Here is a 13,535-nt window from a genome sequence, read left to right on the forward strand (position 1 = left end):
CCTTGCGTTTATGGTTTTTGTAATTGGCGATAGAGTTCTAAATAGTCCTCATTATCTTTTTTGAGTTGCTCCCCTGGTTGTCCAGCAACATATCGCACCAAGGATTCTTCATAGAGTTCCAGCACTCGTGACATCCGTTCATCTTTGCCAAGGATAGGTGCGTTATTAAAAAATTCTTTAGATGCTTTTAGCACTGCTTCATCATTCTGAACTTGCTTCGCCATCAGAATCATGTCATAAGCCTTTTGTCGTACTGCAAGCGTCGTCTGTTCTCGCATGACGATATAACCAGTCACAACTATCAATACACTTGCAACCATCGCTTGTAGCTTGATGCGCTTGTCTTGAGCACTGAAAAGCCACGGTAACAAAGGTTCTGTGCTGAGTCGAGGTTTTATAGATGCAGGTGTGAGGATAGGAGATGATTCTGAGTGTCCTGTAGGGGGTGTTACCAAGACGCGATGTCTGGTGACAAACCCTTCCCCTCTGGTTTCATCTTCAAACAAACTATTTTCTAGATAGCCGCAGATAGGTGCAAAATCTAGTTCTGCCAAGTCTGGACTACTATCAACTACTACTTTCCAAACACTTGGTACATCTGCTTTTGTCTGAGGTGGATGTTGTAATACACTGTTAAGTGCCTCCCATAACTGGACTGCGATTTTGGTCGATTTGCTGGTAGATTTGATTGGCTTTGTTTTGCTATTAGGGGACTCCATCCAACCTTCACGAGGTTCTGATAGCCCAATGCTGTACCAAAGTTGAATTGCTTCTGCAATATAAAACACCCTTGTTGTTTCCTTGGCTTCATCTGAATCAATGTATGCATTCATCCATGCAAAACCTTTGTTGGCTCCTATAAGCAGGGGATATCCATCCCAAGCGGATGGTACACCAGATTCCATCTCGTCTTGCAATCTGTTTTTCAAGTCCAGCAGTTCATTACGTGCTTTGTAAGCTTTTGCCAGATTGGGATTATAGGTAATTGCTTTTTGGACAGAGATGAAAGCATTAAACAATTGATGGCTACGTACCAAACTCACTGAATGCAAGTGATATAAACTAGCCAAAAGTTGAAAAATTGTTAAGTTATAAGGATACTTTTTTAAAAATTTCCTTAACTCCCTAATTCCAGGTTGCAAATTCTTGGCGTTTTGGGCATACTGGTCTTTGGTTTCTGCATCCCAACACTTTGACAAAGTTTTTAAGTAGTAAATCTCTACTAGTTCACCTTGAAACTCAATATTATTCGGTAACCATTTCAGCCGTTGCTCACAGCAATTAATCGCTTTGTGCCATTTTTTAGCTTCTTTATACACAGTAATTCGTGTCTGCCAAGCTTCTCCTAATAAATTTTTTACTTCTTGAGCAGATACAGGAGATAATTTCAATAGCTGCTGAATATAGTCGATATGAACAAATGCACGCTCTTTCCAAGACAGTTTTCTAGACTTTAATATCAATCCGTTGTAGAAAGCGCAGTGAGTGTTAATAAATAATTCATTCATTAAGTGCTGACGCAGTTTTACAGGATCGTTCATTATCTGAACACCAGGCTTATTGGCTACAATTAACGTAATTGTCTGCCATAAATCTGGCTTATTTAGTAAAGCCTTTAATTCAATTTGCATCTGATTCCAGAAAAAATCAGCCCTTTGCCACTTGGCAGCAATTTCTGCTTCTATTGCTAGTTTATGCTGAAGTAATAAATGCCCTAATTGACCTTTTAAATCTAACCCCAATTCAGTAAATTTCTGCCAAGTAGCGAAATCTTGGTTGGCAAGCTGTAACAGATTTTTCCCAGCTTGTTGGTCAGCAGTTAATTCTGTTTCCTCGGAACTCAGGTTATAAAGATTTGCTGAGATAACAGGGAATACTCGCTCTTGAGGACGACATAAAAGTGCTATCATCATAAAAAACTCTGGTAGATGATTATGTGTTTGCTATCAAAAATCTAAATTTGAAATAATAATTTTTTCCCAATCGACTTTGTAAGTCAATATATTAGCTAATACCAAAAATCAATTATTAGTGCAATACAGTAAAGTGCAATTTTACAAGTGGCACAATCTTAAGTAAACTTATTACAGCGCAATTTCAAGTTGATGGAGTACAGAATTTAGGTCTGCTAGCCAGACATAAAAGCTGTTTAACTCCTGAATTTTTCTCTATGTAAGATCATTATCATATGTAACTGGATTTAAATTTTTATTAAGATCGGTTTTGGATTTTTCTAACAAGGCAGAAAAATTATAATAGGATGTTTTTTGCTTATCTGATTTATCTGACTGCGATTTTTGCCAGATTATCCAGCCCAAAAATATCGCTATTAAAGGCAATACCAAAAACAATCCTATTCTCAAATGTCTAAATAACCTGTGTAAATTTTTCTGTTTAACTTGTTTATCCGTATCATCATTAGGTGTTGCAGTGATAATTAATATTTGACTAGTCATCCATTCATCCAAAACTTCAGGCTTTTGAGGTTCATCTTTATAAGGAACTATCGCACGAGATTGAATTTTTCGTATCAGATTATTGAAGCTATTACTTTTCGTAACATATACTTGTGTATTATCATTAGAAGGATGGTGATTAGACTTTTCAATATTACCTTGTATCAGCAAATCAGCATCAAATTCACTAATACTAACAATTAGTTTAAGGATATCTTTATACTCTGTATACTCTGTTACTCCCTGATGCCCAAAATTTTGAGGTATAACCATAGAGATATCTCTTCCTTCTAAAGCCCAAATTTCTTGGCCTGGTTGCAACAATATTCCAGTCCTAACTCCTGCAAAAGGAATTCCTGTAACAGCAAAAAGTTCGGTTAAATTCAGCAAAACGCAGTAAAGAGCATTTTCACTTTTATTAGTTAGTTTTATCCTAATTATTGGAGGTTCTAACTTTCCATTATTGGCTTGATATTTTAAATAAATCGGGTAATCGTGAATTTCTGATTCCTGTTGATAAACTTGCATTTGTACCGCATCACTTGAAATTAAACTGTTTGCAGGACTTGTAATGGTAGCTATATTTATCCATCGTGCAATATGTTCTAAAGCATGAATTGCTTGTAATGCACTTTCTGAGGTAAATCCTGGAATTGGGGATATTAATTGGCGCTGATCGCTAACGCGTATAATGAAATATTTATCACCTAAAGCTTGCAAGCAAACATCTGCTTCGTTGAAATTATCTACTTCACCAATATAAAGTGAATGGCTTTCACCAAAACTAGCTGTTTGAATAGCTTGACGTGCATAGTTAACTCCAGATTCTTCTCCTTTCAAATAAACTTTCAAAAAAGATGCAGGTAAACTAGTAATCACAGCTTTGTAAGTTAACTCTGGATCTAATATTTCTCTTTCTCCAGAGATATTAATTCGGCTCAATTGTGGTAAAACTTCTGTAATTTCTGCTACAGCGATCGCATCTTGTAGCTGGCTAATATCTTCTACATTTATGGGAAAGATAGCTAACCTTGTTTTTTCATTTCCGTTACTATAAATAATACCATGAATCGCACCTGCATCAATACTCCAACCATTGAGTCCATCATAAATAATGGTAAAGTATATTTGTCGTTGACCAACTATACCCCCTAAAAAAGGCTGGTCTAAGTAATTGGAATTTGTCGCTTCAATTTGCGGCGATTGTTTGGGATATAAACTGCGAACTAAGGCATTAGTTCGCTTAAATAAATCACGATAATTTAAACTGCCATTTCGTTGTAAGCTGTCCATTAAAAAGTAGGAAAATACTCCTCTTTTTTGGCTACGATGTTCTTTTGCCTCTTCATTATCTCGGCAAGCGGCTAAAAGTATGTATTCCCCCTGTGGGATAAAAAACTTATTTGATTCGTTGTCATTCAAATCAGATTTAGAAAAGAAACTATTGATTTCTTTCTCTGACAATATAAAGCTAGAAAGTGGTCTTTCTCTCAATTCAGTATTGACTGAACGTATACCGGTATATTGCAAATTAAATTTATCTGAAGAAACATCATCATTTTCGTCTCGTGTCCCTCCACCAGAATGACAACAATCCAAAATTATAACAATATGTGGGTGATTTTGAGAAACCTCTGCAATTAATTTCGCAATTTCTTTATCAGCTAAATCCCAAATATCATCTGTCCGACTATCCCAACAAACCAAAGTTTCATTCAAATGGTCTGGTTCTAAATTCCAAAATTCCTGTCCAGCGCGTTCTTGAGAACCATGACCGCTGAAGTAAAATAACGCAACATCATTACTTTTCGCCTGACAGAGATGTTCCCGAAAACCGTCAATAATCGCTTGACGAGTCGCTTCATGATTTATGAGTTTCTTGATAAATAATTTATCCTCATTATTCGTTAAGTGTTTTCTTAAAAACTCATCAATCACTGTGATATCGTTAACGCATCCTTTTAAAGGAGGAATTGTATGAGATTGATAATTATTAATTCCAACAGTTAAAGCATAAACACTCCGACTCATTGTTTTATCCCTTATCAGTGTTTGTCAAAGTTGCAAAAAACCAGCATCCTCTACATTTATATGCAATACTTCAAGATTTAGAAGTACAACACTCGATAAACTAACTAAATAATAAATTTTGTGATGACGCTATCTCCTCTGAAACTAATTTTTAAACTAAATTTATCTCCAACATTTCCTTTAAATCTAAGTTGCAACCAGTTACTTGCCTTTGCTTGCTTTTCAAGCTGACGAATAGGGTTATCTTTCTCATCTAGTAATGTCATCTTTATTCCATCTAATAAGAATATTGATTCACTAGCTGGATAAAGACGTAAGATAATTTCAATCTCATCTGGACTTAATCGTGTCTGGCGGAGAATTAAAAGCACTGGTTCAGAAAGATGCATGAGATGAATAATTCTTGCACCACCTACTTCTTCTTTGTCAGTAACATTAACAGGAGAAATATCTTTGGGAACAGCTAATACATTAGGAATATCTTTGGCAATAGCTAATTCATATTCCCATCCACTGTCTAATAATCCTTTAAACCATTTGCTTAGTTTAACTATGCTTTCGTTAAGTTGATTCCTTGCAATTTCAGAAATATCTGGATTAGAAGGATCATAATTTTCAATTTTTTGTAATTTTTGTAGGTAAATTAAAAAATCTTGCAGGGAGCCTAATTTGCTTAAAGCCAATTTTTCGTTAGAAACTGATTCTACAAAACCTACTATTTTTGCTTGTCTATCAAGCTCATCAATTTCTACTACCATATAACCAATACGCTCTGATAAAATTTCTGCTGGAATCTCACAAAAATCTTCTCTTGGAAGTACAGGACGACACTCCAATAAACCTTTATCTTTGATAAATATGCTGGCAGTATTCATTAAAGATAGTACAACACTATCCAAACCATAACTTTTGCTAAATTCTGTTTCAATTTCCATGCACTGACAGAAAAACTCAACTGCCAATAAAGCCAAAGTATTGAGATAAACCTCACGAGTTTTTTGTTCGTTGCGCTGTTGCTGGCTCAATTTATTAGCAATATTAATCATTTCCCGGCTGATAGGTATTGTAAAAGCCAATTGATTAGAATTCATTGCTTTTTCTCCTGATAAGCTCTTCTACATTTAATTCACACATACAATTTAGTCAGATGAATCTGAAGGATAACTGTTCTTCTTTTTTAGATGGACTTCTAAATTGAGATATTTTCTAAAATAAGGAGCAAATTTTTCACAACATCTTCTATAAAATGTGAAAACAGGCCCGTGGGTTTTCCCTAATTTTAATTCTTCAACTATCTCTTTCCACGACTTCCCCTCTTCCCCTCTTTTAAGTAAAATAATTTGAAAGCTAGCTTTCGGGTTGCTATTGAACAGTGTATTTGTGAATAATCCTTCTGGATCTTCTTTAATAAAAGCTATTAGGTTTTCAGATGGAAGAGAATTATTAACTTCTGGAGGGCAATAAACGTCGAGAATATTTATCTCAGATTCATCACTATCTTTATATATAGATGTAATTTTCCCATTCCACTTTATCCAATTAAAATTATTTATTTTTCTTTTGAAGAATAGAAAAATAAACCATCTCATGAAAGGATTTTTTCTGGGTTCATTGTTATCTATTTTTTTTACATTAATCCTTTCTGGGTCAAATTTTTCTATATTTTTACAAACATACAACAAGGTATTTTGGAGCGTTTCTTCATAAAGATATGATAAATCGATGCTTTTTGGTTTGGGTAACTCAATTTTTATCTGCTCCATTAATACACTCATTAGTTCTGTAAGTAAAATCTGTTTTTCTAATAATGCTTGCTGTCTCACTTCATAACTGTGCGAGTCATCCTTAGCTCGTATTGCTGCTGTTTTAGCTCTCACAGCTAGTTCTTCTAAAGAAGGCTGTGGTCGATTTTGAACCATCGCAAAATACCCCTTATTTGTGCATTTGCTATTTATTTTTAGTTATTCATTTAACTTTGATTGACAAAACTTTAACTATAAGTGTCTTCAAGACAATGACTATCCAAGCTAATTACTCCTCGCTTTTTTAGATTCCTATATCAGTCTCCAAAGATAGAGTGTAGTTTTATGCATATTGGAAAAAAATCTGAATATTTTTTCAGGTTGGAAAGACTCTTACCTTCTCACACCACATCCAAGCCACTTTTTCATTCAAAATGAAAAGCTTAAGGAAGCAGTTGGCGAGGCTATTTGCTGATATCTAACTTTTCCCGTTACTTTTAAGAGGATGCGATCGCTCCTGGAAGTGCTATCTCAAAGTCCTATTCTCTCGTCGTTTATTGTCATTAACTCTCATGTATTGATAATATATGAGAGCTTAAAATCCTTACTATCTCAACCTTTTACGACTTAACGGGAAAAGTAAGTTGCTGATATAGCGGTTTTCAATAGGCGCAATACACTTTTTTTTACATCACCCCAGCCTTAGCAAGTAAGGTTACTGCTGGCGAATGGTAGCTTTAACCCCTTATCCAAAAGATTTATATGCTTTTTGACACAACGCCAGGGGCGAGTAGGCGTAGTCTGTTGTAGACATCGCGTCCTGGAATAGCCTTAAAAAAGTTAATTTATCATTAACGATGGGTATAACCCCTAAATCGCTAGCAGTATCCATAACAAGAAGAAGAGTACTCGATAGGGTAAGGTAAGGTTTTGTAAGTCATGCAACTAAGAACTTATATATTTCTTACAGCAGTAGCTCTAATACCAGTTATCCTCCTTAATCCTCGGTTTATTTGAGAATATAATTTTTTTTGGGCTATTTTCCCGGTCTTTACAATATTTAACCTTATATATCCTCTTAATGCCTCGGTAAAGTGAGTAAACTGGAGGATAAACAGCCAAATTATTTGTTGATGAATGTTGCCACATAGTTTTCTTACTCAAATGGCTTACGAGCATGAATTATCCCCAGAACAGCAGCAAGTTTTCTTGATGCGAATGGCGGATGATTTAAGCTACGAACAAATAGCCACCCAATTGAGTACATCAGCAGATGCTTGTTTGAAACGTATGGGTCAGGTGTACAGGAAGTTCAATATTAGTGGCGTTAGTCGTGGTAAAGAAAATAAACTCAGATTTCTCCTGGCTAACAAGTTGGAACAGTCGCAACGGTTAGAGTCAAATGCTGAAGAGCCTTCAGATTATACCCAACCTGCTCATGTACCCGATTTAGAAACTGAACCCAATCTGGTAAATATCAGCCAAAAATACCTTATTTATCAAAACTTGCCAGCAAGAGAACATACAGCCTTTGTTGGTCGCGCCCAAGAAATCATGCGGCTAATGGAACTTTTGGATTTTCAGCACACCGCTCATTTAATCAGTGTGGATGGCATTGGTGGTGTAGGTAAAACTACTTTAGTCGTAGAAGTAGCTTATCGTTGCTTGGAAGTGAGCAATAACGAACATTTCGCTCCCAGCCTTCCCACCTTTGAAGCCATTATCTTTACTTCCGCCAAACAGAATCATCTAACCTCTATTGGTATCTTGCCTCGATTAACTAGAGAACGTACTCTGTGGGATATTTGCAGGGAAATTGCTCGTGTCCTAGATCTCAGTGAAATCATTAATTTACCTTTAGAAGAACAATTCCAGCCAATTCGAGAGAAATTATCTCAAACAAAAACCTTATTAATTGTTGATAATTTAGAAACCATTGAAGACCAACAGGAAGTTCTGTCCTTTCTGTACGATTTACCACCAACGGTGAAAATTATTATCACTACTCGTGAACAAGCTTTGTTTGTACCCATTCGCCTGGGTTGTCTACCTAAAGAAGATGCTTTGCGCCTCATCCAACATGAAGCCAAAGAAAAAAGTATAACTTTGACTACGAAAGAATCTCAGCAACTTTTTGAGGGAGTAAGTGGAATACCTGCTGCAATTATTTATGCCGTTGGTCAGATGGCGGCGGGTTATTTACTGGAGGATGTGTTGGCACAAATCAAAGAACCTAACGGTGATGTTGCCCGTTTTTGTTTTGCAGGCTCGGTAATTCCCCTAAGAGGCACGCCCCCTTACTATTTGCTGATGGCAGTTTCACTAGGAGTAGAACCTATAACCAGAGAAGCTGCTGGCAGTATTGCTTTTGAGCAAGCTGACCCAATTGTTACAGCCCAAGGATTGGCGAAATTGCAGCAACTTTCCTTGGTTTATCAGCACCAAGGGCGCTACAACCTGCTTGAATTGACCCGCGAGTATTCTGCTGCTGAGTTAGCTGCGAATAGTGAATTGGCTCAAAAGTTACAACAAAGATGGGTCAATTGGTATATCAAATTTTCGGAGGCTTACGGAGGCACGAATTGGAAGGAGTGGCATCTCGGCTATAGTTATTTAGAAGCTGAATGGGAAAATATCAGAGCCGTACTCGAATGGTGTATTAGTCAAGTAATGTACTGTGATGCGCGAACAATTTGGCAACAGATTAAGGGCTATATTCATGTGCGTGGATACTGGGATGAACGTTTAGACTGGACAGCTTGGTTGATTGAAACTGCCAAACAAACTGGAGATTGGACTTTTGCAGTTGAGGTAATGAGCGATCGCGCTGGCACTTTGATTAGGATGCGCCAAGAGAGCCAGCTAAAAGAAGCAGAGATTTTGTTACAAGAAGCTTGGAATTTGCGCCACCATCAAAGTATAATCTTGCAGCTAGAGATAGCTACAAACATGGCTATTTTATATATTAATCAACAACAGTTTAAGCAAGCTCAGGAGTGGCTAACAGAAGAGGAAAAACTGTTAAAACAAGCATCGCTACCAGAGTTGAAAATAAAGGAACAACAAGTTCATATTATTTATTATCAAGGACAGATACATTTTCAATCTGGAGATTACCAGCAGGCTGAAAACGTTTTCCAGCAAGCATTAGCTGAAGCTCAACAAGCTGGATGGCAAAGAGCAGTCGTTGCTATTCAAAATTGGTTAGCAGATGTGGCTCTGAAATTAGGAAATTTAGAAGAAGCACGACGATTATTGGAATTAAGCTTTCCAATCGCAGAGAGACATAAAGATAAACGCTCTATTGCTTACCATAAGGCATCATTTGCTAAGCTGGAAAAACTATCAGGGAATTTACCTCAAGCTAAACGCTTGGCAGAAGAAGCATCGGATGGTTTTGAAAGTCTGAAGATGCTAACAGAAGCCAAAGAAATGCGTACTTTATTCTCCAGTTAATACAAAATTGCATTTTATGATTGAATCATTGGAAGAGTTAAACAGGCACTTATTTGTAATAACTGATTATCCAGAGGTACTATCAGACAAGCTGTCCGCTGATATTGACTATCTTCTATGAAGCTGACAGCAAACAATTTTTCAAACAGGTATTTAGTTATTACTATAGCCTTTTTATAGTGTTGGTCTTGAAATTCTAGAGTTTCATCAACAGGAGAATAATGATGAAAAATATATCCATATAACTCCTGACAATCTTGAATGTATTTATAAGTATTTAACAGAATATGGGTGTGCCATACTTCATCAATCTCTTTGGTCGGAACTAATTCTATATCTGGGAATATAAAATGGAGGCACAAAAACATCTTATAAAGACTGATTGCAGATTCAGTTTGTTGTAGTGTCCGTCCAGTTCCGTTATCATAACATATAAGTTTTTTAGCAATTGGCTGCCAATCCAATTTGTTTAACTTATTGAAAAAGCTATAAATTTTTTCAGATAAACCTTGGTTAAGAACTTGCGAATTAGAAAGTGAATGTACATTTAGTGTTTCTTGATCCAAGCTTATATTCAAGCGACTACCTCCTTTGATAGGCTTTAGACTTTGTTAGTTACAGGGGAAACAACCTATTTTTGTCTGAGTTCCCTTATTACCCTCACAAGTCAGGAGGCAGTTTTATGCTTTTTGGCTAAAAATCTCAAGTTTTTTCAAAGAAATATTGAGAAACTGATTTTGGTAGGTAAAAATCGCTGAACTACTGGATAACATGCTAGTCTATAGCTTCAATTTCTGATTTTAAGAAAATTTTATAAAGTTAGTCAGTAAAGTTTTGTAAAATTAGCGTCTTATAAGATAAAAATTACTCTTCTTTTGGGAGGTATTTATATAAAGTATGAAAATACCATTCCTTCTACTTTCTACCTTATTTCGTAGTCAATTATAGTGAGAACTATAATTTCTAACAACCCTATTTCATCCGTAAAACAAGATTTAGTTTTGTATTCACATAAAGAAAATAATTGGCAACTAAAATGTTTATGCAAGAAGAAATTATCTCGATTGTTACCGATAATGTTCAATTTCCAGCAGAAACAAGGAATTGGGAAGCTCCATCTGAAGGTGCTACTAAGTACAAAGTAGAGATTAGCGCCGATAAGTTAGAGCAAGAAATGGGTCGGTTTTTACAAATAGTAAGTCGTTTATTTAAACGTGCAGAGATAGAAACTGAAAAAAAACCTGGAATACACCTTGATGAAATTGAGCTATCAGTAGAAATTAATGGCGAAGGTAAGGTTAGCTTAATTGGAAGTGGTGCAAAAGCTGGTGGTAAAGCAGCAATAACCCTAAAGTTTAAACGAACCGAATTAGAGTGAAATAGCAAATTTAAAACTAGTACCGTAAGGCGGAAGTCAAAATTCAAAATGACTATAAGATAAGCCTTTTGTTGATTTTTAATTTGTTTTTTATTTCTGGCACGCTGTACTAGCTGGTGTAATAGTAGGGATATTTTGTATGTCACTGAGGTTTTTTTTAGTATGGTTTTTGTCCGCTACAGTTAACCTAAAAAATATTCAGAAGCTTTTAAATTTTTTAGGAGGTCGCGTAGGCAGTAAAGCAATTGAGCTAGAAGTAGAAGTAAATGGCAAAAAGCTGAAAATACAATCTAGAAATCAGCAAGAGTTACTAGCGGCGATAGAAGCAACTAAAAAATTTGTCTGTACAGAAACAGTTTTGCCAGCAATACACCAGTTTCCAGAAGAAATATTCTTAAAGGTCATTACTAAATTAGAGACCGTACAAGAGTTAGAAAGAGCAAAATTTTTTGTTGAAGAAAATCGTAATAGTGGGTTATTCTTATCCGCAGATTTTTACGATATAGAACAACCATTACTACCAGCAGAAACACCACCACAGTCATCAACAAATTTATCACAACGAACAGGGCGTGGATTGAGACCGAAGCTGCCTAAATCAGAAAAAACCGAGCTAGACGCAACCAATTTCTATCACGAACCTCCACAGAATAGACCCCAAACTTCTTCAAGAAATATTCCTCCTGTTAATCAACTCCAGACTCAACCAATAGATAATCATCAAGCTTTTCTGGAAGCTTCTTCACTGCTAATACGCTATCCTAATTTAGAATGTCTAAATCAAATTATCCTTAACGAAAAGTTCAGCCTATTCGTCCAACTTTTGATCGAACAACCAAAGTCTAGTACTCAGGCTATCTATGTTGAGAATAGTTGTACTCCCGCACAATTGCCTGAGATAGAAGTAGTATTGCGTACTCCTCGCGGTTTTGATATTGAAGGCAACGATTATCAATTAATGCAAGTGAAACTTGACAGCGACTCTAGTGTAGAGTTTAACCTTACCGCTTGCAAACTTGGTGAGCAAGAAATCCGAGTAGATTTTTACCAATGCGATCGCCGTATTGGTACAGAAAGGTGCAGTGTACTAGTTGTGAAAGAGCCTTTAGATTACGATGTATCAAAACCAAAGGAAGTAACAAGCCTAGAGTTAAAAATAGCACCTATTGTCCCACCACCCGATTTGGAATTATGCATTGAATTGCGCGATGATCGTACTCTCTACTTCACGTTGCATTCAAAAGTCGCAGGGTATCACCATGTCAAAGTTGGTGAATTAACCTTGAGAGGCTCACCATTGGAGAAAATGCAGGCAGTATACAAGGAACTGGGAAGCTTAGCTGGCCCAATCAAGTCAACAGAAGAAGCTGCTGCCGAGCGGCGGTTGGCAACTTTCGGGCGTGAACTATGGGATCAACTAATTCCTGATAAATTGCAACAGGAGTATTGGCGCTTTAAATCCCTAATTTCATCTATTCTTATTACGTCTGATGAACCTTGGGTACCGTGGGAAGTAATCAAGCCCTATCGTTATAACGAAGATGGAGAACGAGAAGACGAACCATTTTGGTGTCAGCAATTTGCTTTATCCCGTTGGTTATCAGGGCAAGGAGGCACAGTTGAAGAGTTACAAGTAGGTACGGTACGATCAATAGCTCCTACTCAAGTGAACCTGTCCGCAGTCCAGCAAGAGATAACTTTTATCCAACAGTTACATAATTTGCGTTCAGATATCACTGTACTTGAGCCTTTTAGCACTTCTCAAGAAGTATTGGATTGGTTAGAAACCGGAAAATTCTTTATGTTACACTTTGCCTGCCACGGTATGTTTGACGCTGCTTTGCCTAATAACTCTGCGATTAAGTTATCAGATGGTATTTTACGTCCTTCTGACATTCGAGTCAGATTTGGTGGACGTAGACCACGCCCACTGCTTTTTATTAATGCTTGTCATGGAGGACGGTCAGAATTCAGCTTTACTGGTTTAGGTGGTTGGGCTGAACGGTTAGTGGCAGAGGCGCGTGTAGGTGTATTTGTCGGGGCTATGTGGGAAGTAAATGATGGACTAGCGTTAAGGTTTGCACAACGCTTCTACACAGGATTTTTAAAAAATAACGAGACTCTCGCTGAGGCATTTCGCCATGCTAGAGAAGAAATCCGCCAACTTGCACCCTACAATTCTACTTGGCTTGCATACTCGCTCTATGCCGACCCTCAGGGACGTGTAAATTTAAAGTAGAAGAAAATTAGCCAAAACCCATTTTGCCACGACGCCTCGTCTGTAAATTTTACCTAGACTAGGTTTCAGAAAAAACTTTTCTTTAGAAACACCTTCTTAGCTCGACTTTATCCATTTTTACTAAACCCAAAAACCTGACGCTGAAACCATTGTAGAAGAGTAGTTTGAGTTTTTGGGCTTGAGCGCGAATCAGTGATATGGAAAAATTATTTGCCAAAAAACCAGGATTTTTG

At 36.8% G+C, this 13,535-nt stretch carries 8 protein-coding genes; 3 read left to right on the plus strand and 5 right to left on the minus strand.

From position 1 onward, the window contains the following. Window positions 1-8 precede the first annotated feature (8 nt). The 4 genes from NPUN_RS16910 to NPUN_RS16925 form a co-directional block, all read right to left on the minus strand. On the minus strand, window positions 9-1,913 hold the full coding sequence (locus NPUN_RS16910) for a tetratricopeptide repeat protein (RefSeq protein WP_012409745.1): 1,905 nt from the start codon (window positions 1,911-1,913) through the stop codon (window positions 9-11). 255 nt (window positions 1,914-2,168) lie between these two features. Next, window positions 2,169-4,487, minus strand: a complete 2,319-nt coding sequence (locus NPUN_RS16915) for a caspase family protein (RefSeq protein WP_012409746.1) — start codon at window positions 4,485-4,487, stop codon at window positions 2,169-2,171. A 104-nt stretch (window positions 4,488-4,591) separates the two neighbouring features. Next, complete coding sequence (locus NPUN_RS16920) at window positions 4,592-5,578, minus strand: DUF1822 family protein (RefSeq protein WP_012409747.1); 987 nt, start codon at window positions 5,576-5,578, stop codon at window positions 4,592-4,594. 48 nt (window positions 5,579-5,626) lie between these two features. Next, entirely contained in the window at window positions 5,627-6,406 is a 780-nt protein-coding gene (locus tag NPUN_RS16925) for a hypothetical protein (protein WP_012409748.1), read from the minus strand. Between the two features lie 987 nt (window positions 6,407-7,393). On the opposite strand from NPUN_RS16925, the gene NPUN_RS16930 reads away from it, so the two are divergent. Beyond that, a complete protein-coding gene (locus tag NPUN_RS16930) occupies window positions 7,394-9,685 on the plus strand; it encodes a tetratricopeptide repeat protein (RefSeq protein WP_234710935.1) in 2,292 nt (763 codons plus the stop codon). 14 nt (window positions 9,686-9,699) lie between these two features. Here NPUN_RS16930 and NPUN_RS16935 read toward each other — a convergent pair whose 3' ends face one another. Next, a complete protein-coding gene (locus NPUN_RS16935) occupies window positions 9,700-10,263 on the minus strand; it encodes a glycine-rich domain-containing protein (RefSeq protein WP_012409750.1) in 564 nt (187 codons plus the stop codon). A gap of 446 nt (window positions 10,264-10,709) precedes the next feature. On the opposite strand from NPUN_RS16935, the gene NPUN_RS16940 reads away from it, so the two are divergent. Together NPUN_RS16940 and NPUN_RS37745 are read left to right on the plus strand one after the other, a co-directional pair. Then, a complete protein-coding gene (locus tag NPUN_RS16940) occupies window positions 10,710-11,063 on the plus strand; it encodes a Pepco domain-containing protein (RefSeq protein ID WP_234710936.1) in 354 nt (117 codons plus the stop codon). A 139-nt stretch (window positions 11,064-11,202) separates the two neighbouring features. Next, window positions 11,203-13,302, plus strand: a complete 2,100-nt coding sequence (locus NPUN_RS37745) for a CHAT domain-containing protein (protein ID WP_012409752.1) — start codon at window positions 11,203-11,205, stop codon at window positions 13,300-13,302. The last annotated feature ends 233 nt before the right edge of the window (window positions 13,303-13,535 follow it).

Source organism: Nostoc punctiforme PCC 73102 (assembly GCF_000020025.1).
Taxonomy (GTDB): domain Bacteria; phylum Cyanobacteriota; class Cyanobacteriia; order Cyanobacteriales; family Nostocaceae; genus Nostoc; species Nostoc punctiforme.